This window comes from Novosphingobium sp. FG137 (genome assembly GCF_057809735.1).
Genome location: NZ_JBMDKN010000004.1, coordinates 281,163 through 303,313, shown reverse-complemented (window position 1 = coordinate 303,313; position 22,151 = coordinate 281,163). Strand labels below are relative to the sequence as shown.

Genomic DNA, 22,151 nt, shown 5'->3' with positions numbered 1-22,151 from the left:
AAGGCGTTTCCATGGAAATCCGCGCAGCTGAAATCTCGAAGGTCATCAAGGACCAGATCGCCAGCTTCGGCACCGAGGCCCAGGTCTCGGAAGTCGGCTCGGTGCTGTCGGTCGGTGACGGTATTGCCCGCATCTACGGCCTCGATCAGGTCCAGGCCGGCGAAATGGTCGAATTCGCGAACGGGGTGAAGGGCATGGCGCTCAACCTCGAAGCCGACAACGTCGGCGTCGTGATCTTCGGCTCGGACGCCGAGATCAAGGAAGGCGATCAGGTCAAGCGTACCGGCACCATCGTCGACGTCCCCGTCGGCAAGGGCCTGCTCGGCCGCGTGGTCGACGCGCTGGGCAACCCGATCGACGGCAAGGGCCCGATCGTGGACGCCGTCCGCACCCGCGTCGAAGTCAAGGCGCCCGGCATCATCCCGCGCAAGTCGGTGCACGAGCCCGTGCAGACCGGCCTCAAGGCGATCGACGCGCTCGTTCCCGTCGGCCGCGGCCAGCGCGAACTGATCATTGGCGATCGTCAGACCGGCAAGACCGCCGTCGCGATCGACACCTTCATCAACCAGAAGGCCGCCAACGCGGGCGATGACGAGAGCAAGAAGCTCTATTGCATCTACGTCGCCGTCGGCCAGAAGCGCTCGACCGTGGCGCAGATCGTTCGCCAGCTCGAAGAGAACGGCGCGATGGAATACTCCATCGTTGTGGCCGCAACCGCTTCGGAGCCCGCGCCGCTGCAGTACCTCGCGCCCTACACCGGTGCGACGATGGGCGAGTTCTTCCGCGACAACGGCATGCACGCCGTGATCGTGTATGACGATCTTTCCAAGCAGGCCGTGGCCTATCGCCAGATGTCACTGCTGCTGCGCCGCCCGCCGGGCCGCGAAGCCTACCCGGGCGACGTGTTCTATCTCCACTCGCGCCTGCTTGAGCGCGCCGCGAAGATGAACGACGAGAACGGCAATGGCTCGCTTACCGCGCTGCCGATCATCGAGACGCAGGCCGGCGACGTTTCGGCCTACATCCCGACCAACGTGATCTCGATCACCGACGGCCAGATCTTCCTTGAAACCGGCCTGTTCTATCAGGGCATCCGTCCGGCCATCAACGTCGGCCTCTCGGTGAGCCGCGTGGGTTCGTCGGCACAGACCAAGGCGATGAAGAAGGTCGCCGGCTCGATCAAGCTGGAGCTGGCGCAGTACCGCGAAATGGCGGCCTTCGCGCAGTTCGGTTCGGACCTCGACGCTTCGACGCAGAAGCTGCTGAACCGCGGTGCGCGCCTGACCGAGTTGCTCAAGCAGGCGCAGTTCTCGCCGCTGGGCTTCGAGGAGCAGACCTGCGTGATCTTCGCGGGCACCAACGGCTACCTCGACAGCGTGCCGGTGAAGAGCGTGGGCGAGTACGAGGCCGAGCTGCTGAGCTACCTGCGCTCCAGCCACGCCGACCTGCTCACCCTGATCCGCGACACCAAGGATCTCGGCGACGAGGCCAAGGGCAAGCTGGTCGCCGCGCTCGACGCGTTCGGCAAGCAGTTCGCGTAAGGAAGAAAATAGGGACAGTCCCTATTTATCGCTTACGCTGTTTTGGAGATTTGCACCGGGCCGGAAGGCAATAAATAGGGACTGTCCCTATTTTCTTCCGGCCCCCGCAAGGGACATTCGATGGCCAGCCTTAAGGAACTCAAGGGCCGGATCAACTCGGTCAAATCGACCCAGAAGATCACCAAGGCCAAGCAGATGGTCGCGGCGGCCAAGCTGCGCAAGGCGCAAGGCGCGGCGGAAGCTGCGCGCCCCTATGCCAGCCGCCTTGCTGCGGTGATGGGCAGCCTTGCCGGCAAGGTTGCCGGGCAGGATAGCGCACCGCTGCTGATGCGCGGCACGGGCTCCAGCCAGCGCCACCTCCTCGTCGTGGTCAACACCGACAAGGGCCTGTGCGGCGGTCTCAACTCGAACATCGTCAAGGAAGCCAAGATCCAGGCCCGCGCGCTCGAAGCCGCTGGCAAGGATGTGAGCTTCTACCTCGTCGGCAAGAAGGGCCGCGCGCCGCTGAAGCGCGAATACCCCAATGCCAAGACGGACGGCTATGACACCAGCATGGTGCGCACGCCCGGTTTCGATGAAGCCAGTGCCATTGCGCACGAGCTGATCGCGCTGTTCGCGGCCGGCAAGTTCGATGTCGCACACCTCGTCGCGCCCAAGTTCAAGTCGGCGCTGCAGCAGGATCCGATCACCGCGCAGCTGATCCCCGTCCCCGCTCCGGCGGCGGCTTCGACGAGCGATGCGGTTGTCGAATACGAGCCCGGCGAGGAGGAAATCCTCGAGGCACTGCTGCCGCGCTATGTCACCACGCAGATCTTCGGCGCGCTGCTGGAGCGTGAAGCTTCCGAGCAGGGCGCTTCGATGACTGCAATGGACAACGCGACGCGCAACGCGGGCGAGCTGATCCAGAAGCTGACCATCCAGTACAACCGCAGCCGTCAGGCCGCGATCACGACCGAACTCATTGAAATCATCGCTGGCGCCGAAGCGCTCTAAGAAATCTCAGGTAAGGAAACCCAAATGGCCACCGCAGCCGTCCTCAACCAGACCACCACGGGCAAGATCAGCCAGGTCATCGGCGCCGTCGTCGACGTGACCTTCACCGGCGAACTGCCGGCGATTCTCACCGCGCTCGAAACCGACAACAACGGCAACCGCCTCGTGCTCGAAGTTGCGCAGCACCTCGGTGAAAACACCGTGCGCACCATCGCGATGGACGCGACCGACGGCCTTACCCGCGGCCAGTCGGTCAAGAGCACCGGCGCGCAGATCTCGGTGCCGGTTGGCCCGATGACGCTGGGCCGCATCATGAACGTGATCGGTGAGCCGATCGACGAGCAGGGCCCGGTGAACGCGGAAAAGACCGCGCCGATCCACGCCAAGGCTCCAGAATTCATCGACCAGTCGACCGAAGCGGCCATTCTGGTGACGGGCATCAAGGTCATCGACCTGCTCGCGCCTTATGCGCGCGGCGGCAAGATCGGCCTGTTCGGCGGCGCGGGCGTCGGCAAGACCGTGCTCATTCAGGAACTGATCAACAACATCGCCAAGGGCCACGGCGGCGTTTCGGTGTTCGCGGGCGTGGGTGAGCGCACCCGCGAGGGCAATGACCTCTACCACGAATTCCTCGACGCCGGCGTTATCGCCAAGGACGCCGACGGCAACCCGACCCCCGAAGGTTCGAAGGTTGCGCTCGTGTTCGGCCAGATGAACGAGCCGCCGGGCGCCCGCGCCCGCGTCGCGCTTTCAGGCCTGACCATGGCCGAATACTTCCGCGACGAGGAAGGCCAGGACGTGCTGTTCTTCGTCGACAACATCTTCCGCTTCACGCAGGCGGGTTCGGAAGTGTCGGCGCTGCTCGGTCGTATTCCTTCGGCAGTGGGCTATCAGCCGACGCTGGCGACCGACATGGGCCAGCTGCAGGAGCGCATCACCTCGACCAACAAGGGTTCGATCACCTCGGTCCAGGCGATCTACGTGCCTGCGGACGACTTGACCGACCCGGCACCGGCTGCCTCGTTCGCCCACTTGGACGCAACGACCACGCTGAACCGCGCGATTTCGGAACTCGGCATCTATCCGGCGGTGGACCCGCTCGATTCGACCAGCCGCGTGCTGACCCCGGCCGTCGTCGGTCAGGAGCACTACGAGACCGCCCGCCGCGTGCAGGAGACCCTGCAGAAGTACAAGTCGCTGCAGGACATCATCGCCATTCTCGGCATGGACGAGCTTTCGGAAGAAGATAAGCTGATCGTGGCGCGCGCGCGCAAGATCCAGCGTTTCCTTTCGCAGCCTTTCCACGTGGCCGAAGTGTTCACCGGCATCTCGGGCAAGTTCGTGCAGGTCGAAGACACCGTCCGCTCGTTCAAGGCGGTGGTTGACGGCGAATACGATCACCTGCCGGAAAGCGCGTTCTACATGGTCGGCGGTATCGATGATGTGATCGCCAAGGCCAAGAAGATGGCAGACGAAGCCTGATTGATCTTAAACCCCTCCCGCATGCGGGAGGGGTTTGGGGTGGGCCTAGCGCTTCACCCCGGCCCACCCCCGACCCCTCCCGCAAGCGGGAGGGGAGTAGAGGTTCAAAATGTCGCTGCACTTCGAACTCGTTACCCCGGCCCGCCTCGTCCGTTCGGAAGAGGTGTTCATGGTCGAAGTCCCCGGCTCCGAAGGCAACTTCGGCGTGTTGGAAGGCCATGCGCCGTTCATGTCGACGATCCAGGACGGCGCGCTGCGGGTCTATCGCAGCGCGGGCGCGCCGCCTGAGGACATCCGCATCACCGGCGGCTTTGCCGAAGTGAGCGAGAAGGGTCTGACTGTGCTGGCCGAGCACGTCGAGGGCTGATTTTCGCCAGGTGGTTAGCCAAGGGGCCGGTCCGTTTGGGCCGGCCTTTTGCGTTTGGGGCTGGGCGAAGAAGAAGGGGTTTCGCGCAGAGGCACAGAGGCGCGGAGAACGTGAGAAGACATAGGGGCGGCTGCGCCGCAGGCATTCATCCCTTCTCCGCGCCTCTGCGCCTCTGCGCCTCTGCGCGAGATCCCCATTTCCTCGTCACCCCGCGCCGAACTTTTTTCGCTATTTCACATAACTGAACTTTTCAGCCTGATGAAATTCAGGCATGGCGAATTCGTAATCGCATTCCGGGAGAGCCTTGCCATGACCCAGTCCCTTGAATCCGTGATCGCCGGCCAGAGCGATCTCGTCCACTTCCTGCGCAACCAGCAGGTTGGCCCCAACGTCTATCCGGGCGTGCCGGCGGAGTACTCCAACTGGCGCGCCGAGCAGTGGGCCTGGGGGCATACGGCGGTGCTCTACAACCAGTCGTACCACATGGTCGATCTGGCGGTTAAGGGCCCGGATGCCTTCGCGATGCTTGAGCATCTCGGCATCAACTCGTTCAAGAACTTCCAGCCCGAGCGCGCCAAGCAGTTCGTGCCCGTCACGCCGGACGGCTACGTGATCGGCGACGTGATCCTGTTCTATCTCGATGAGAACCACTTCAACCTCGTCGGCCGCGCGCCGACGATCGAGTGGGTGGAATACCATGCCGCGACCGGCAACTGGAACGTGACCGTGGAGCGCGACGAGCGTTGGGCGATGCGCACCGACGGCAAGCGCAATTCCTACCGCTTCCAGGTGCAGGGCCCGAACGCGATGCAGATCATCGAGAAGGCCATCGGCGCGACGCCGCCCGAGCTCAAGTTCTTCCACATGTGCCGCCTGACCATCGGCGGCAAGGAAGTGCGCGCGCTGCGCCACGGCATGGCGGGGCAGCCGGGTTTCGAGCTGTTCGGCCCCTGGGAAGATTACGGCGCGGTGCATGCGGCGCTTGTCGAGGCGGGCAAGGAGTTCGGCATGGCGCTGGTCGGCGGCCGCGCCTATTCGTCCAACACGCTGGAATCGGGCTGGATCCCCTCCCCCTTCCCCGCGATCTACACCGGCGAGGCGCTGGCGCCCTATCGCGCGTGGCTGACGGCCAATTCCTATGAAGCGAAGTGCTCGGTCGGCGGCAGCTGGGTGCCGGAGACGGTCGAGGGCTATTACACGACGCCGTGGGATCTGGGTTACGGGCCGTTCGTGAAGTTCGATCACGAGTTCATCGGCCGCGCCGCGCTCGAGAAGATGGCGGCGGCGGGGAACCACCGCACCAAGGTGACGCTGGCGCTCGACAACGAGGACGTGATGCGCGTGCAGTCATCGGCGCTCAGCCAGGGCGAGCGGGCGAAGTTCATGGAGTATCCGAGTTCGGTCTATTCGATGCACCCGTTTGATCAGGTGCTGAGCGGCGGCAAGCAGGTCGGGCTTTCGACCTGGATCGGCTACACCGCGAACGAGGGCAAGTTCCTGACGCTCGCCATGATGGAGCCGGGCTTTGCAGAGCCGAGCACCGAAGTGACGCTGCTGTGGGGCGAGCCTGACGGCGGCACTTCGAAGCCCACCGTGGAGCCGCACGTGCAGACGGAGATCAAGGCGGTTGTCTCGCCGGTGCCTTATGTGGCGGCGGCACGTGACAACTATGCCGAGGGCTGGCGCACGCGGAAGTAAGGGGATTGTTCGCGCAGAGATCGCAGAGATCGCCGAGAAGAATGAGGATGGCGGCTGCGCCGCAGGTTTTCTCAATTCCCTCTGCGTTCTCTGCGGTCTCTGCGCGAAAATTGGTTTGTACACCTAACAATATCTGGCACACTGGCTGCAACCAAAACCCAGAGGATTGCCATGGCCGCGAACAACACAATCACCTTCTATGACCTTGCGCTGAGCACGGGGGCGACGATCAGTCCGTTCGTGTGGGCGACGAAATATGCCTTGAAGCACAAGGGCTTCGAGCTGGATGTGGTGCCCGGCGGGTTCACCGGCATTCTCGAGAGGACCGGCGGCAAGACCGAGCGGCTGCCCGCGATCGTCGACGATGGGACATGGGTGCTCGATAGCTGGGGCATCGTGGAATACCTCGACGCCAAGTACCCGGACCGCCCTGCCCTGATCCCGCATCCCTCGGTCGCCGCGACCTTGAAGGCGCTCGATCACTGGTTTTGGAATGCCGCTGTCGGCCCGTGGATGTTTTGCTTCTGCGCGGACTACCGCGATCTCTCGGTGCCGCAGGACCACGAATATGTGACGCACAGCCGCGAGAAGATGCTGGGGCGCAAGCTGGAGGACGTGCAGGCCGGGCGCGAGGAACGCCTTCCGAAGATCTCCGCCGCGCTGGAGCCGCTGCGGGCGGCGCTGGGGCAAGGCCAGTGGTTGGGCGGGGATACGCCCAACTATGCCGACTACCGCATCCTGGGCGGCATCCTGTTTACCGCATCGGTGTGCAAGATTCCGGTGCTGGCCGAGGATGATCCGCTGCGGGGCTGGATCGAGCGCTGCCTCGATCTCTACGGCGGTCTGGGGCGGCATCCGGGGCTGTTTCCGCTGTTTGGTCTTGCGCAGCCGGAGGGCGGGCCGGACTTGTTCAACCGCGCTGCGGGGCAAGGCGGGATCTACAAGCGGAATACCGGGCCTGCTTCGACGAGCGCGGAAACGCAGCGGATTACGGCTGGGATGAAGAAGTAGGGGCCCCTCCGACCCGCTTCGCGGGCCACCTCCCCATTTGTGCTTCGCAAAAATGGGGAGGACCTAGGAAAGGGCCCCTGCGGCACGCATCAGTGCTGCCCTCACCCGGGCCTCCAGCGCGGCATCGAAGCGTACGGCGGGGATGGCGACGCTGAAGGCGCCGACGAACGCCCCGTCGATCCGCGCAGGGACCGCAGTGCCGACGATGCCGACAGTGGCTTCCTCACGCGCTATGGCCATGCCTTGCGCAGTGATCCCCGCGATATCGGCGGTGAGGTCCGCCTCGGTAGTGCGGGTGGCCGGGGTGAACGCGGCGCGGGTGGTTTCGGCGAAGTAGCGGGCGCGTTCGGCTTCGGGCAGCGCGGCGAGGATCACCTTGCCCGCCGCCAGCGCATGGAGCGGCCGCTGCGTGCCCGGATCGACGGCATAGCGCAGCGCCTGATCGCTCGCTTCGGTGACAAGCGCCTCAACCTCCCAGCCGCGCTGGACCATGAACGAGGCGGTCTCGTTGAGCTCGCCCTTCAAGGCGCGGACGAGCGGGGCGACGCGGTCTGCCAGCGGGAGCGCATCGGGGGCGGCGCGCAGCCGGTCGAGGCCGGGGCCAGGCAAGTAGCGGCGCCCAGCGCGCACCAGATAGCCGCGATCCGCGAGCGTGGTGAGCAGGTAGGACAGGCTGCTGACCGGGATGCCGAGCGCGCCGGCGATTTCCTGCGCCACCACGCCCTGCCGGTGCGCGACGACGAACTCGATCACATCGAGCGTGCGCAGCGCGGACTTGACCGGAGGGGCGGCGGGGGATGTGGCCATCAGGGCGCGAAGGTAAGCGATCCGCGCCGTTCGGCAAAGCGCCAGCCCTCGGCTGTGCGCACAAACCTGTCGTGGAACGAACCCACGAGCGGAGCAGCAGCGCCTGTGAACAGCAGCATCGCGCTGACGCCGCTGGCCCTATCCGCGCTTTCGACGGTGATGACAACATTGCTGCACACATGGCGCGTGGTGCGCGCCGGGCGCGACTTGACGGCCGCGAGGATCGCCTCGCGCCCGTGGATCGGCGCATCGGGCGCGGTGGGGCGGACCATCACGCCGTCCTCGGCATAGAGCGCCGCCACCTCATCCCAGCGCGCTTCGTCATTGAGGTTGGCGTAGAGCGCGATAAGGCGGGCGCAGTCATGTTCCGCCGCGCGGCGCTCCTCGTCCGTCATACCCGCGCCGCCGCGATATCCGCACCCTCGCGCAAGTTGCGCAGCTTGCGCCAGGTGACGATGGGATCGATCTTGCCGTAGCCCGCGAAAGTGCCGAAGCCGCAATCGGTGCTGCCGACGACCCGATCCGGCCCGACAATGGCGGCAAAGCGTTCGATGCGCTGGGCAATCAGCTCGGGATGTTCGATGTAGTTCGAGCAGGTGTCGATCACGCCGGGGGCGAGGATCTTGTCGGAGGGCAGCTTGGCGTCTTTCCACACCTTCCATTCGTGCTCGTGACGCGGGTTGGCGGCTTCGAACAGCACGGTCGAAGGGCGCGCCTTCAGCACGATATCGATCACGCGCTCCAAGGGAATGTCGTGATCGTGCGGGCCTTCGTAGTTGCCCCAGCACACATGCATGCGCATCCGCTCGGGCGGAATGTTGGCGGTGGCGGCATTGAGCGCCTCCACGTTGGCGGCGGCGATCTTGAGGAAATCTTCCTCGCTCATGTCCTGATAGCCGGTGTGGCGGCTCATCGCGAGATCGGGGCAATCGAGCTGGAGATAGAAGCCGGCGTTCACGATCGTCTCGTATTCCTCGCGCATGGCATCGGCGAGATCGGCGAGATAGGCCTCGTGGCTCGGGTAGTGGCGGTTGACCTGGAAGGCGGTGATGAGGCCGGGAGAAGCGGCGTTCATGAAGGCCTCGGTATCCGGCCCCGCATGCTTGTCGAGCGCGGCGCGGAAGCGGCGGATATCATCGTGGAGCGGCTGGAGCGAGACGAGCCGCACATCACCGATGCACGAGGCGCGGACGAATTCCTGGCTGCCCATGATGGCCGAGAGCTTCTTGGCAAGATTGGGCACTTCGGCAAGGTCTGCCGCCGGCTTGCGATCGATATGGCCGCCGAAACCGGAGAGCCGCTCGATCATGTAGGTGGAGTAGCCGACCTTGCCGAGTTCGCCATCGGAGACGACCGAAACACCGGCCTCCACCTGCGACTTGACCGCGGCATCGACGGCAGCGGCAACGGCGGTATCGAAGGCCTGCGCATCATAGGCATCGCCCTTGTCACGCGCGAGGAGCAGCGGGGTGAGTTCATCGCCGCGCGGCAGGCTGCCGACGTGAGTTGTCTTGATCTTGGCCATCACACCGCTCTCCATTTCATATCCATGAACTTTTCATAGTGAATGGAGCGGGCGTGGCAAGCCTGAGCTGCGCCGGAAAAGCGGCTTTTGCGCGGGCAATCAGCGTTTGGTTGCGGCGACAAGTTCGGGATCGGACAAGGCCTGCCGGACCAGTGCGGCGTAGAGCGCGTTGTACTGGACAAACGCCTCGTCGATGGCGAGCGCGCCGATGATGCTCGAATGCCACTTCGTCTCGGCCCGGTAGTCCTTGGCGAAGACCGGCTGGCCGCCGCGCGAGAGCGTGATCCTTGCGCCGAGTGAGCCGCCGCCGTTCTTGATATCCTCGCTCGCGCGGCTTTCGGTGAGCACGCCGCTGAGTTGGAGCGGAGCGGCTGGATCGAGCTTGCCCGCCGCTTTCAGCTCCGTCTCGAACGTGGCGCCGAGGAATTCGGCAAAGTTGCGGCCCTTGGGTGGGTGGAGGATGCCGAGCCGGATCGATATGCTGTGGCCAACGTCCTTCGAGGCCGGTGTGAATGGGCCCAAGGCCATCGCCGGCACGTTCTGGTTGCGCAGAATGCGAATGGTTTCGAGCGACGGTGGAAGCTCGACCACGGGCGCGGAGCAGCCGCCAAGGCAGGCCGTGGCAGCCGCGATCAGCGCCAGCCGGCGCAGGCCGGCCCCGCACATCCGTTCAGCGCGGGAAGGCGGGATCGGCGACAATGTTGTTCACGCCGCGCGCAAGGACCTGACGGACCAGCACTTTTACCGCCTCGTCTGCGTTCTTGTACTCGGTGCCGGGCACCTCCACATCCTTCTTGCCGTACTTGGCGTAGAGCTCGTGCTTCACTTCGGTGTGGATCGGTGCGGCACCCGTGGCCGGCACATAATCGATGCTGACGACGTAGTGATCCACGGCCAGCACGCCGCCGAACAGGCCAAAGCCGAGCCCGGCCCCGAAGGCCTGCTTCTTGGTCTTGTCGAGCTCTTCCTTGATCACGAGGTTGTTGAACTTGATGCTGATGATCGCGCCATTGGCGGTCGGCGCGTTGGTCACCTCGCTGAAGGCCCCGGTTCCCTTGAGGTCTTCCATCGCCCAGGGCGTGACGACCTTCGTCGCCTTGGCATTGGGTTTGCCATCGCGCTGAAATTCGAAAATCACCTGCACGGGCTGCGGCGCTGCGGGCGTGACTTTCTCTTCGGGCTTCAACTCACCCAGCGCGTTCGCCACGTAGAACTTCATCGCCTGCGCGGCCTGCGGCAGCGCGCCAAGCAGGCAGGCCAGTGCCGCCACGGCCATGAACTTCGCCCAATGCCTAAGCGGCAGGCGCGAACGAATTGCCATCAGGTATCCCCCCCATCGTGTCGTCGGGTGGCAGGGTATCACCGGTCCGCGCTCGCTCAAGATGTTTTGGCACCGCCTTGGCAAAACGATCAGCCGCGCTCCTCGCCGGGGCGGCGGCCGATCATCCGCAAGTAGAAGCGCGAGAAGTAGGACGGATCGTCGAAGCCGAGCTCGCCCGCAACCTGCGTGGCGGTGGCGTTGGTGTAGCGCAGCAGGCGCTGGGCCTCCAGCGCGAGGCGGCGGTGGATGAGGTCCATCGGCGAGCAGCCGAGCTGCGCCGCGGTGAGGCGCGAGAGCGTGCGGCGGGTGAGGCCGAGCGACGCGGCGTAGAAATCCAGATCGCGGTGCTGGCGGTAGTGCAGCTCGATCAGTTGGCGAAAGCGGGTGAGGCGCTGGTCGTCGCGTGGGGCCTCCCCCGCCCCGCCCTGATCGCGGCCCAACGTGCGGATCAGGCTTTCTGCGAGCGCGAGGAACAGGGGGTCTTGCTGCTGCCATTCCTGCTGGAGCGCCAGCATCTCGCGCGCGAGCCATAGCGCGCGGGAAGCCGCTTCGGCCGAGAGCGGCGCGATCCCGCCGCGCGCGAGCATGGCGAGCAGCGGATCTGCGGCCCCGGCTGCGCGTGTGGAAAAGTCGGTGGACAAGGTGAGGACAAACCCGCGCGTGCCCTGACGGAAGCGGAAGCCGTGGACCGCAGCGGCGGGGACGATGACCCGGCCCGGCGCCTCCAGATCGGTGGTATCGCCTTCGAGCGTGACGCTGGCGTGTCCCTCCTCTACCAGAAGGACCTGCGCGAAGTGATCGTGGCGATGAATGCCTATTTCCCAATCGTGGAGCGCACTGCGCTCTGCAATCGTCTCGATATGGGCGAAGCCGCCGGCAGCTGCGGCATGTCCTTCACCATAGAGCGCATAGCGGGGGATCGCCTCAGACATGTCCCGAAAGTACCACGTGTTTGTCCTTGCCCTGTCTTTCGTCTATTCGCCCCGCCTGTCAAATGACGAAATGTGATCCGCCATGGGAGCGGGCGGTTCGGGAGACACGATCATGCACACTCAGGTCGCCATCATCGGCGCGGGACCCGCAGGCCTTCTGCTGGGCCATCTGCTGAAGACCGAGGGCATCGACTGCGTGCTGATCGAACGGCAGCGGCCGGACTACGTCCTTTCGCGCATCCGCGCCGGGGTGCTCGAGCAGGTGACTGTGGGGCTGATGGAGCGGCTGGGGCTCGATGCGCGGCTGAAGGCCGAGGGGCTGGTGGAGGAAGGCTTCAATCTGGCCGATGGCGAGCGGCTGATCCGCATCGACGTGGCAAAGTTCACCGGCAAGACCGTGACCGTCTACGGCCAGACAGAGATCACGCGCGACCTGATGGAGGCAGCGCCCGGGCGCGGGCTTGAGATGGTCTACGGCGCCGAGGACGTGGCGCTGCACGATATCGAAAGCGATGCGCCTTCCGTCACCTTCCGCCGCGATGGCCGCGAGGAGCGGCTGACCGCGCGCTTCATCGCCGGGTGCGACGGGTTCCACGGCCCCTCGCGCAAGGCAATCCCCGCTGCTGTCGGGCGCGAGTACGAGCGGGTCTATCCGTTCGGCTGGCTGGGCATCCTCGCCGATGTGCCGCCGTGCAATCACGAGCTGATCTATGCCAACCACGAGCGCGGCTTCGCGCTTGCCTCGATGCGCAGCATGACTCGCAGCCGCTACTACATCGATGTGCCGCTGACCGAGCGGATCGAGGACTGGAGCGATGACCGGCTGTGGGATGAACTCGCGGTGCGGCTGGGGCCTGAGGCGGCGGCGAATATGGCGCGGGGGCCTGCGATCGAGAAGTCTATCGCCCCCTTGCGCTCCTATGTGTTCGAGCCGATGCGCCACGGCAGCTTGCTGCTCTGCGGAGACGCGGCGCATATCGTGCCGCCGACCGGCGCGAAGGGGCTGAACCTGGCGGCGAGCGATGTCCATTATGCCGCAGAGGCCCTGTGCGGATATTTCAAGCGCGCGGACAACGATGCGGTGGCGGCCTATTCGGCGCGCGCGCTGGCGCGGGTGTGGAAGTGCGAGCGGTTCAGCTGGTCGCTGACCAAGCTGATGCACCGCTTTCCCGAGGACGGCCCGTTCGAACGCGCGATGCAGGTGGCCGAGCTCGACTACATCGCTTCGAGCGATGCCGCGCAGGCGAGCATTGCCGAAAACTACGTGGGCCTGCCGGTCTGACCCTCGAGGGCTGAGCGGGCACTGTCATATCGTCATGGAGCCGTCACACTAAGGCGACAAAGAACCGGACCGGGCCACTTGCCCGAACATGTGGAAACCGGTTCAGATGCGGCAGATCGACATTCTCCTCACCGAATTGCTCCCTGGCGGCCATGACAGCTTTGTCCACGGCGATCTGCGCGTCGTGTTTCATCGCTGGAACTGGATGGCGCCGCTGCCGCTGCTGGATGGCAGCCCCTGGGCGTTCATCGGCTGGCTGCTGCCCGAACTGTCCGGGCTGGAATTGTGCCGCCGCCTGCGATGCGATTCGCAGACCGAGGCGGCGCATATCACGCTCGTGCTGGAAGAGGATGATGCCGATGCGAAGCGCCGCGCGCTGCGTGCCGGGGCGGACGACTACATTCTCGGCCCGATCGACCGCGGTGCAGTGCTCGACCGGGTGCTTTCAGTGCAACTGCCGGAGCGCGAGGCCCCGGCCCGCGCGCTGCGGCTGGGCGATCTCGCGCTGGACCTGACGGCGCTACAAGCGCGCTGGCGCGAAAAGCCGGTGCCGCTCATGCCCAATGAGCTGCGCCTGCTGCGCTATCTGATGGAACAGCCCGGCCACGTCTTCAGCCGCGCGCAGCTGATCGGGGCGCTGGGCAAGAAGGACCAGCCGATCGACGAACGCACTGTCGATGCCTGGGTCAGCCGCCTGCGCCGTGCCCTGCGCGAGGCAGGCGCGGGCTATCCCCTGCGCACGGTGCGTTCACTGGGATACGTGCTGGACCGGCCGTAAGGAAGCCGGGGCGCCCCCGCGAGGGAGACGCCCGCGCCGGTTCCTTAAAGATCGTGACCGACCTTGATGCCGAACACTTGCGGCTTGATCGGGTAGAACCGCCGTCCGGCACCGCAGATCGACGGCGTGCAGACCGTGTTGATGCTGAGGATGCCGCGCTTGTCGAACGCGTTCTCGATGAAGGCCGAGACATCGAAGCCCGAGACCTTGGCACCCAACGAGAAGTCGAACGTCTCGAACCCGGTGGTCCGGCCGAGCAGGTTTGCCTCGTTCGTGGTGAGATAGGAGCGCGTGCCCGACTGGTGGTTGAGCGTGCCCTGGACGAAAGCCTTGGCCGAGCCCAGATCGAATTCGTAGCGCGCGGTCATGTTGCCCTTGAACTTGGGCTGGATCGGCAGCGGCGTGCCCTTGGGCGCGGCGACCACACCGAGGGTGCAGTCCGGGTTGCCGTTGGCATCGAACGAGCAGAAATCGGTGGTGAGCTTGCCATCGATCAGCGCGCCCGAACCCGACAGGTTGAACCCGCCGAGGCGCAGGTTGAAGTCCATCTCCGCACCGTACACGCGGGCATCACCCGCGTTGTAGATGTTGGTGACGCCAAACGAGCCGACCGGGCTGAGGCCGTACTGCAGGTTCTTCCATTTTTCGTAGAACAGCGCGGCGTTGAGCTTGAACTTGCGATCGAACCACGCGGTCTTGAAGCCGAGTTCGTAGTTGGCCAGCGTATCGGCGACATACGGGTTCACGTTCGGGCGGCGATTGTTGCCACCGGGGCGATAGCCGGTCGAGTAAGTCGCGTAGACGAGGTGGTCAGGATCGAACTTGTAAGTGAGGTTGACGCGGTGCGTTTCGCCGCTCTGCTTCGCCTGACGGTCGAAGTTGTTGCAGACGCGGTCGTCAGCGACGACGGGCACGCAGTTGCCGGCGGTGATGCCCGACTTGAAGCCCGAGAAGCCGATGAAGGTGTTGTTGACCTTGAACACGCGGATACCCGCCGCCAGCGTGAGCTGCGGGGTGATATCGAACGAACCATCGGCGAACGCGGCATAGTCGCGGTCAACGCGGTAGGCGCGGGTGGCGAAGAGGTCATCACCCGCCTTGGGCACTGCCGGCGAGAACGGAATGCTGGCGAGACCATTGATGTAATAGTCCGCCACGATGCGGTCGGTCTGGCGCTGGTAGAACACGCCCGCGACGAGCTTGTAGCGCTCCCCGGTGGGTGAGCTGATGCGCAGTTCGTGGCTCTGCTTGGTGTACTCGTCGTGGTTGTGGACCTGCTGCGTCGGATCGAGGAAGCCGCCGTCCGCAGTCGCGAAATAGGTGTAGAAGCCGCCCTGGAACTGGTCGTAGGCGACCGAGTATTCCGAATAGTCAGCCTTGTTCTCGACCCGGCGATCGAAGTAGCCGCCCGCGTAGGTGAGGTCCCAGTTGCCGATCTTGCCGTTGATGGTCATCGTCGCGAGTGCCCAGGCATCGCGGTTATAGCTCGGCCCGAAATCGGTAACCTTGAGATCGCCGTAGCGCGGATCGAACAGGAACGAGCCGCGCGTCGTCTGGTGCTGGTAGAGCACCGAGGGCTGGATGGTCCAGTTGTCGTCAAGATCGACCTTGAGGGCGGCACGGCCACCGGCGGTATCGGTCTTGTTGACGTTGTCCTTGACGAACTTCGCGTTGTTGACGGTGACGTTGGTGTCCGGATTGTCGTCACCCAGCGTGAAGGTGCGGCTACCCGGAATGCTGTCGATATAGCCGCCATCGTGCTGGTAGAACGCCATCACGCGCAGTGCCGCGCGGTCGCTCAGCGGGATGTTGACGAAGCCTTCGACGCTGCCGCCGCCGGTGCCCTTGCCGACCTTGTTGCCCGAAACGTCGATGCGGCCGGAGAAGCCCTTGGTGTCAGGCTTGTTGGGAATGATGCGCAGCGTGCCGGCAAGCGAGCTTGAGCCGAACAGCGTGCCCTGCGGACCCGAAAGCGCCTCGACCCGGGCAATATCGTAGACGTGGAGGTCGACCGCGCCGGCGATCGTGGTGACGGGAACTTCGTCGACATAGAGCGCGGCGGTGGGCTGCGAACCGCCGTGGAGGCCGTCGCCGCCGCTGGTGATGCCGCGGAAGGAAAGTTGCGTCTGGCCGGGGCCGAACGACTGGAAGCTGACGCTGGGGAGCACCTTCGCGTAGTCGTCAAAGCTGGCGATGTTGAGCTGGTCGAGCTTCTGCGTGCCGAGCGCCTGAATCGAGATCGGCACGTTCTGCAGGTTCTCGCTGCGCTTCTGCGCGGTCACGATGATTTCGGTGCCATCGGATGCGGCGGCGGCCTGCGGGCCATCCTGAGGGGCGGTCTGTGCTAGGGCCACGGGTGCCGCGAACGCTGCGGTCGCCATGAGAATGCTGCGCGAAACGCGCGAGTAAGCCGTCTTCATATTATTTTCCCACCTCTTTGGTCCCCCGGGACGGCAAAGACCGTGGTCTGACTTGGCGATAATTTCAACAGTGTTTCAGTGATGTTGCGCCATGCCCCGGCATGCGTGACCGATTTGCAACGTAATATTGCCCGCGGCAGCTACGCCCCCTCACCACCCTTGCGGGGCAGCGGGATAGGCGGCCAGCACCTCACCCAGCGCGGACTTGAGCGGATCGAGGAACGGTTCGAACGGCTTCCAGGCTTCGGTGCCTTCGCGGAAGATCGGACGGCGGACCTGTTCGGAGCTGGGCGTGCGCACGGCGCGCTCCGTTTCGTAGAACGCGAGGCAGGCGGGCTCGAAGGGCAAGCCGCAGGCATCGAGCAGCGCGCGCACTTCGGCCTCGGTATCTTCGACCATGCGTTCGTAGATCACGCGGTGGACCGCGCCGGGGATCACCCGGTCGAGATGGGCCATCAGGCGGACATAGTCGCGGTAGTAGGTGCCCATGTCCTCCAGCGAATAGGAAAAGCCCTGCCCCCGCGCGAAGTGCTGCTTGAAGTTGGAGAAGCAGCACGAAAGCGGATGGCGGCGCGCGTCGATGATCTTCGCGTTGGGCAGGATCAGGCGGATGAAGGCGGCGTGGAGCCAGTTGTTCGGCAGCTTGTCGATGAACAGCGGCCGGTTGGTGTGGCGCTGGACGCGGGTGCGTTCGAGGTATTGCTCGCCGAGGTCCCTGAGCTGTGCGGGATCGATCGCGGCAAGGTCGTGCGGGTAATCCTCGAGCGTGCGGGCGAGGATGCCGATATCCGGCAGTTCGCTGGTGCCTTCGACCCGGCTGTGGCTGGAGAGGATCTGCTCAACCAGCGTGGAGCCCGCGCGAGGCATGCCGAGAACGAAGATCGGATCGGGCGCGGGGCAACCGGCACCGGCATGGCGCGCGAAGAGATCGGGTGTGGCGACCGCGATGGCGGCATCGACGGCGGCGGTGGTGTCATCGGCCTTGTAGGCCAGGCGCTTCTTCCTGAGCGCGTTTCCGGCGGCATAGTGCGTGAAGGCGGCATCAGGCTCCGCGCGGTCCTCGTGCGCCTTGCCGAGCGCGAAATCGAGGTGCCAGCGATCTTCGGGCGAGACGTTTTCATCCGCCAGCGCGCGGCGCATGGCCGCCATGTCCTCGTCCGAAAAGCGCACGGTCTTGAGGTTGGCGAGGCTCCACCACACTTCGCCAAGGCTCGGCTGAATGGCAAGGGCGCGGCGATAGGCAGCCACGCCTTCGTCCAGCCGCCCGACGGTCTTGAGCAGGTGGCCGTAGCTCATCCAGACCTTCGGCTGGTTGGGCGCTTCGGCCAGCACGCGGGCATAGAGCGCGAGCGCTTCGTCAAACTCGCCGATGCGGCCATAGGCGGCGGCCTGCAAGTTGGCGTTGCCGAGATTGTCGGGATCCTCGGTGGTGACCTGTGCCAATTCCTCGAGCGCTTCGGTCACACGTTCGGTGCGATAGAGCACGAGCGCGAGATTGGCGCGCGCGGGCGTGAAATCGGGGGCGAGTTCGATGGCGCGGCGCAGCAGGTTTTCCGCATCCTGATAGCGGCCGATGCGCCCGGCAAGTTCCGCGAACAGGCGGATCGCGCGCACGTCGAACGGGTTTTCCTTGAGCAGCGCGCGCAGCAAGGGCTCGGCCTCGTGCAGCACATTGGCGTTCATCGCCATGGCGGCCCGGACGAGGCGGGGGTCGTAGCTGCGGACGTGTTCAGGGGGGCTGGCCATTGTGCGCGCAACAAACACGCGTGACGCGGCGCGATCAAGCGTTAGTCTGCATGTTCGACATTGGCGCTCCCATGCCCCGTTCGTGTCGAGCGAAGTCGAGACACCTTGCGCGTGGTGTCTCGACTTCGCTCGACACGAACGGAAGGGGGTTTTGGGAATGGATCTTCGATGACGGCAAAGCCCCGCGGCCTCAATTTCTGGATGGTGCTCGCGCTGTGCGTCGGCAACATGGTCGGGTCCGGCATCTATCTGCTGCCTTCCACACTGGCACCCTTGGGCACGAACCAGTTGCTCGGCTGGATGGTGACAATTGCTGGGGCGACCTGCCTTGCCGCAGCCTTTGCGCGGATGGGCGCGCGGCTACCGGGATCTGGCGGGCCTTATGCTTATGTGCAGGCGGCGTTTGGGCCTTTTGCGGGGTTCATCGCGGCGTGGAGCTATTGGGTCCTGCTGTGGAGCGGCAATGGCGCGATTGCCGTGGCGGTCGTCAGCAATCTCAGTCTTGTTGTGCCGTGGATCGGCAAGACTCCCGGCGTGCCTGCCCTGCTTGCCGTGGCCTGTGTGTGGGGAATGACCGCGATCAACATCCGCGGCGTGCGCGCGGCGGGCGCGTTTTCGGTGGTGACGACAGCGCTCAAGCTGCTGCCGCTGGTGCTGCTGATCGGCCTTGCGCTGTGGTTTGCCGCAAGCGGGACGCCGCGCGTGGTGCAGCCGCCCGTCTCAATCGCGCCGGGTGCGATTGCGACGGCGGCGGGGCTGACGTTCTGGGGCTTCCTTGGTCTTGAATCCGCGACCGTCCCTGCCGGCAAAGTGGAGAATGCGGCGCGTGTGGTGCCGCTCGCCACGATCATCGGCGTGCTGCTCACGGGGGCGGTCTACTTCGGGATCAGCCTTGCGTTCTGGGCCTATATGCCAGCAGCCGAGGCAGCGGCCTCCCCTGCCCCGGTGGCGGATTTCCTTGGCCGGACGTTTGGCGACAACATGGCCTCGGTGGTGGCAGTATTTGCTGCGATCAGCGCGTTCGGCACGCTCAACGGGTTTATCCTGCTGCAGGGCGAAATGCCGCAGGCGATGGCGCGCGGCGGGGTGTTTCCGCAGTGGTTCGCGGCTGACGGAAAGCGTGGGACGCCGGTGCGCGCGCACGTGGTCTCCTCGGCTCTGCTGAGCGCGGTGACCTTGCTCAACTATGGGCGGGGCCTTGGCGACCTCTTCCAGTTCATCGCCTCGGTCAGCCTTGCCGCGGGGATGCTGGCCTATTTCATGAGCATGCTGGCCGCGATCCGCCTGCTGCCGCAGGAGCGCGGGCTGATCGTGATGGCGCTGGGCGGCGCGGCGTTCATCGGCTGGGCGACCTGGGGCCTTGGCGCGAGCGCGGTGGGATATGGGCTGGGACTCGTGCTGGCGGGCGTGCCGGTGTACCTCGCGGTGCGGCGGGGGCAGGAGCTGGCGGCGGCATGAAAGCGCGGTGGTGGAAGCGGTTGTGGCTGCGCTATCTCTACTATTTCAAACAGCACTGGATCATTGCAGGCACGATCACGCTGTGGGCCCTTTGGCTCATCGTGCAACTGGGCATCCAGTTGCTGCCGGTGGTGCTGGAGTTTCTGGTTGAGTTCGTGATGTCGTTGATCGCAGCGGTCTAGGCGGCTGACGGGCGCGCTTGGTGGCCGGTCCACGCCGAGCGCGCCATGACGGCGGCGGCATAATAGACCACGCCGATCACCAGCCAGCGCAGCATGGCAACGTCCATGTTCTTCACCACGAAGGCAGCGACAAGGACCGCCGGTATGCCGCCGAGGATGATGCCGGTGACGACGCGCAAATCGATCTCGCCGATGCGGATGTGGCTGATGCTGGCGCCCGCACCGGCGATGGCCGCGCTGCCCGCCATGACCGGGAACGCATACCGCGGGTCCATGCCCATCAGGCTGAACATGATCAGCGTGGGCGCGTAGTTGCCGATGCCGAAATTGACGAGCACGCCGAGCGCAAAGTTGACCGCGAAGGCCAGCAGCATCAGCGGCAGCGGCAAGGTGGAGGCGCTGCCGCCGCCCGGCATGAGGTGAAGGTTGATGGCGAGGAAGATCGTCGCCGCAATGACAAGTCCGAGCGCGACGGTGAGCTGCACCAGCCAGACCGCGGCCTGGGTCACCAGCCGCGCCCCGATCAGTGCGCCCGCGAGCAGGGAGAGGATGCAGCCGACCAGCAGCACCGGATCGACGTCTGCGCCGAGCAGCAGCAGGAAGATGATCCCCTGCATGATCGAAGGCCCGGTGTGCCCGACGAGCAAGGTGCTGGGGATCAGCTTGTCGGGCAGGAGATGGCGGAACTTCACCCATGCCGTGGAGGGCGCGAACGAGCCGATGCCGAGCGTATCGAAGAAATTGGTAACCGCACCGAGCAGCGCGGCTTCGGCGCCGGGCACGATGCGCTGGGCAATCGCGGCACGCAGCAGCACGAACAGATAGAAAAGGGCGGTCAGCCCGAGCAAAACCAGAAGCGCCGCCAGCATATCGTCTTCCCCCTGCCCCGAAGGCGCGAGGCTAGACGAATGTGGCGGCGCTGCAATGGCTTGGCATCATTCACTTCGCGCGGTGGAGGACCTTCCACAGCGTGCCGCGATCGCGGATGATTTCTGCCGCGGCGTTGTGGCCCGGCGCGCCGGTTACGCCGCCGCCGGGGTGGGTGCCGCTGCCGCACATGTAGAGGCCCTTGATCGGCGAGCGATAATCACCGTGGCCGAGCACGGGGCGCGCGGCCCACAGCTGATCGAGCCCCATGTTGCCGTGGAAGATATCGCCGCCGATGAGGCCGAACTTGCGCTCCAGATCGAGCGGCGAATGGATCTGCCGCGCGATGACCGCGTTCTTGAAGTTGGGCGCGTGGTCGTTGACCGTGTCGATGATGAGGTCCGCCACCTTGTCGCGTACGTCGTCCCAGCTCTGGCCGTCTTTCAGCTCGGGCGAGAACTGCTGGCAGAACAGGCTGGCGATGTGCTGGCCCGGAGGGGCGAGGCTGTCGTCGATGGTGGTGGGCAGCTTGATTTCGATGATCGGCTTCTTCGACCAGCCGAACTGCTGCGCATCGATGAATGCCTGATCCATGTAGTCCATGCCCGGTGCGATGATGATGCCGGCGGTGTGATGCTCGGCCTTTTCCTTGCCCGGAAGCACGGTGAAATCGGGAAGCTCCGAAAGCGCGACGTTCATGCGGAACGTGCCCGAGCCGGTCTTGTAGTTCTTGATGCGACGGTTGAAATCGGCGTCCAAGTCGCTGCTGTCGACCAGTTGGCGATAAAGCAGCGCGGGGCCGACGTTGGCGGCGATGGTCGGCGCATAGAGCTCCTCGCCGCCTTCCAGCTTCACGCCGACGGCCTTGCCGTTGTTCACCAGCACCTTCGAGACGGGAGCTTCGAGGCTGATTTCCACGCCATATTCGGCGCAGGCGCGGGCCATGGCCTGCGTGATCGCGCCCATACCGCCGACCGAATGCCCCCACGCGCCGAACTTGCCGTTCACTTCGCCGAAGACGTGGTGAAGCAGCACATAGGCCGAGCCGGGGGTGGAAACGCCCGCGTAGTTGCCGACGACGGCATCGAAGCCGAACGCGGTTTTCACATAGTCGTTTTCGAACCAGCCATCGAGGAAATCGCGCGCGGACTTGGTGAAGATATCGAGCAGATCGCGCTGCACATCGAGGCCGAGGCCCGCAATCGGCCAGCCTTGCTGCGCCGCCGAGAGCAGCGAGCGGACGCCGCCGCCGACATTGGGCGGGGTCTTCAGTGCGATATCGCGCAGCACCCCAGCGACCTTCTCGAGCGCCGCGTCATAGTGCTGGTAAGCCTCGGCGTCCTTCTTGCTGAAGCGCGCGAACTCCGCCTCGGTGCGGCCAGCGCCGCCGCCAAGCTTGAGGTAGTCGTTCTCGAACGGGAAGAAGTTGCTGATCGTGCGCTCGATGATGCGGAAGCCGCGCTCGTGCAGCTTCATGTCCGCGATCACCTTGGGGCGCAGCAGGCTGACGGTGTAGCTGGCGGTCGAATTGCGGAAGCCGGGGTGGAACTCCTCGGTCACGCAGGCGCCGCCGACGATGTCGCGCCGTTCGAGCACGCGGACCTTCATGCCGGCGCGGGCGAGGTAGAAGGCGCAGGTGAGGCCATTGTGGCCGCCGCCGATGATGATCGCGTCGTAGCGGTTGGACATGTGATGACTCCCGTTATTCAATGTTATGCCCTCTCCCCTGAAGGGGAGAGAT

Annotated in this window: 20 protein-coding genes; 10 read left to right on the top strand and 10 right to left on the bottom strand. The window is 65.1% G+C overall.

Going from position 1 to position 22,151, the window contains the following annotated elements; translation table 11 throughout:
* The first annotated feature begins 11 nt into the window (after positions 1-11).
* The 6 genes from atpA to ACODS2_RS13285 all read left to right on the top strand — a co-directional run bounded on the left by atpA (position 12) and on the right by ACODS2_RS13285 (position 7,092).
* The gene (atpA, locus tag ACODS2_RS13310; protein ID WP_421837765.1) at positions 12-1,541 is read left to right on the top strand and encodes a F0F1 ATP synthase subunit alpha; all 1,530 of its coding nucleotides are present in this window, start codon (positions 12-14) and stop codon (positions 1,539-1,541) included.
* A 120-nt stretch (positions 1,542-1,661) separates the two neighbouring features.
* Complete coding sequence (locus tag ACODS2_RS13305) at positions 1,662-2,534, top strand: F0F1 ATP synthase subunit gamma (protein ID WP_488999255.1); 873 nt, start codon at positions 1,662-1,664, stop codon at positions 2,532-2,534.
* A gap of 24 nt (positions 2,535-2,558) precedes the next feature.
* Positions 2,559-4,016: a F0F1 ATP synthase subunit beta gene (gene atpD, locus ACODS2_RS13300; protein WP_421837763.1), complete on the top strand. Its 1,458-nt coding sequence runs from the start codon at positions 2,559-2,561 to the stop codon at positions 4,014-4,016.
* Between the two features lie 109 nt (positions 4,017-4,125).
* The gene (locus ACODS2_RS13295; RefSeq protein ID WP_488999254.1) at positions 4,126-4,383 is read left to right on the top strand and encodes an ATP synthase F1 subunit epsilon; all 258 of its coding nucleotides are present in this window, start codon (positions 4,126-4,128) and stop codon (positions 4,381-4,383) included.
* A gap of 309 nt (positions 4,384-4,692) precedes the next feature.
* On the top strand, positions 4,693-6,081 hold the full coding sequence (desA, locus tag ACODS2_RS13290) for a syringate O-demethylase (RefSeq protein WP_488999253.1): 1,389 nt from the start codon (positions 4,693-4,695) through the stop codon (positions 6,079-6,081).
* 171 nt (positions 6,082-6,252) lie between these two features.
* Entirely contained in the window at positions 6,253-7,092 is an 840-nt protein-coding gene (locus ACODS2_RS13285) for a beta-etherase (RefSeq protein WP_488999252.1), read from the top strand.
* Positions 7,093-7,155: 63 nt separating this feature from the next.
* On the opposite strand, the gene ACODS2_RS13280 is transcribed toward ACODS2_RS13285, so the two are convergent.
* The 6 genes from ACODS2_RS13280 to ACODS2_RS13255 form a co-directional block, all read right to left on the bottom strand.
* Positions 7,156-7,899, bottom strand: coding sequence for an IclR family transcriptional regulator (locus ACODS2_RS13280; protein ID WP_488999251.1), 744 nt, complete (start codon positions 7,897-7,899; stop codon positions 7,156-7,158).
* Complete coding sequence (locus ACODS2_RS13275) at positions 7,899-8,294, bottom strand: nuclear transport factor 2 family protein (protein WP_488999250.1); 396 nt, start codon at positions 8,292-8,294, stop codon at positions 7,899-7,901. Before ACODS2_RS13275 ends, ACODS2_RS13280 begins: the two co-directional genes overlap by 1 nt.
* Positions 8,291-9,424, bottom strand: coding sequence for a cobalamin-independent methionine synthase II family protein (locus ACODS2_RS13270; RefSeq protein WP_488999249.1), 1,134 nt, complete (start codon positions 9,422-9,424; stop codon positions 8,291-8,293). The genes ACODS2_RS13275 and ACODS2_RS13270 overlap by 4 nt, the downstream gene beginning before the upstream one ends.
* A 99-nt stretch (positions 9,425-9,523) precedes the next feature.
* A complete protein-coding gene (locus tag ACODS2_RS13265) occupies positions 9,524-10,090 on the bottom strand; it encodes a hypothetical protein (protein ID WP_488999248.1) in 567 nt (188 codons plus the stop codon).
* A 4-nt stretch (positions 10,091-10,094) separates the two neighbouring features.
* Positions 10,095-10,745 carry a hypothetical protein gene (locus ACODS2_RS13260; protein ID WP_488999247.1) on the bottom strand — a complete coding sequence of 217 codons (651 nt, stop codon included), beginning with the start codon at positions 10,743-10,745 and terminating at the stop codon, positions 10,095-10,097.
* 89 nt (positions 10,746-10,834) lie between these two features.
* A complete protein-coding gene (locus tag ACODS2_RS13255) occupies positions 10,835-11,677 on the bottom strand; it encodes a helix-turn-helix domain-containing protein (RefSeq protein WP_488999246.1) in 843 nt (280 codons plus the stop codon).
* Positions 11,678-11,789: 112 nt separating this feature from the next.
* Between ACODS2_RS13255 and pobA the strand changes: the two genes are divergently transcribed.
* Both pobA and ACODS2_RS13245 read left to right on the top strand, forming a co-directional pair.
* The gene (pobA, locus tag ACODS2_RS13250) at positions 11,790-12,959 is read left to right on the top strand and encodes a 4-hydroxybenzoate 3-monooxygenase (RefSeq protein ID WP_488999245.1); all 1,170 of its coding nucleotides are present in this window, start codon (positions 11,790-11,792) and stop codon (positions 12,957-12,959) included.
* Positions 12,960-13,065: 106 nt separating this feature from the next.
* On the top strand, positions 13,066-13,737 hold the full coding sequence (locus tag ACODS2_RS13245; RefSeq protein ID WP_298166545.1) for a response regulator transcription factor: 672 nt from the start codon (positions 13,066-13,068) through the stop codon (positions 13,735-13,737).
* 44 nt (positions 13,738-13,781) lie between these two features.
* Here the strand turns inward: ACODS2_RS13245 and ACODS2_RS13240 are convergent, their stop codons facing one another.
* Positions 13,782-16,157 carry a TonB-dependent receptor gene (locus ACODS2_RS13240; RefSeq protein WP_488999244.1) on the bottom strand — a complete coding sequence of 792 codons (2,376 nt, stop codon included), beginning with the start codon at positions 16,155-16,157 and terminating at the stop codon, positions 13,782-13,784.
* 150 nt (positions 16,158-16,307) lie between these two features.
* Positions 16,308-17,903, bottom strand: coding sequence for a sulfotransferase family protein (locus ACODS2_RS13235; RefSeq protein ID WP_488999243.1), 1,596 nt, complete (start codon positions 17,901-17,903; stop codon positions 16,308-16,310).
* 168 nt (positions 17,904-18,071) lie between these two features.
* Here ACODS2_RS13235 and ACODS2_RS13230 point away from each other — a divergent pair, with 168 nt between their 5' ends.
* Both ACODS2_RS13230 and ACODS2_RS13225 read left to right on the top strand, forming a co-directional pair.
* Complete coding sequence (locus ACODS2_RS13230; protein WP_488999242.1) at positions 18,072-19,361, top strand: APC family permease; 1,290 nt, start codon at positions 18,072-18,074, stop codon at positions 19,359-19,361.
* On the top strand, positions 19,358-19,543 hold the full coding sequence (locus ACODS2_RS13225; RefSeq protein ID WP_298166526.1) for a hypothetical protein: 186 nt from the start codon (positions 19,358-19,360) through the stop codon (positions 19,541-19,543). Before ACODS2_RS13230 ends, ACODS2_RS13225 begins: the two co-directional genes overlap by 4 nt.
* Here the strand turns inward: ACODS2_RS13225 and ACODS2_RS13220 are convergent.
* Both ACODS2_RS13220 and ACODS2_RS13215 read right to left on the bottom strand, forming a co-directional pair.
* Positions 19,540-20,412 (bottom strand): TSUP family transporter, encoded by an 873-nt coding sequence (locus ACODS2_RS13220; protein ID WP_488999241.1) that lies wholly within the window; start codon positions 20,410-20,412, stop codon positions 19,540-19,542. The genes ACODS2_RS13225 and ACODS2_RS13220 overlap by 4 nt on opposite strands.
* Positions 20,413-20,482: 70 nt before the next feature.
* Positions 20,483-22,099, bottom strand: a complete 1,617-nt coding sequence (locus ACODS2_RS13215; protein ID WP_488999240.1) for a phytoene desaturase family protein — start codon at positions 22,097-22,099, stop codon at positions 20,483-20,485.
* Between the last annotated feature and the right edge of the window lie 52 nt (positions 22,100-22,151).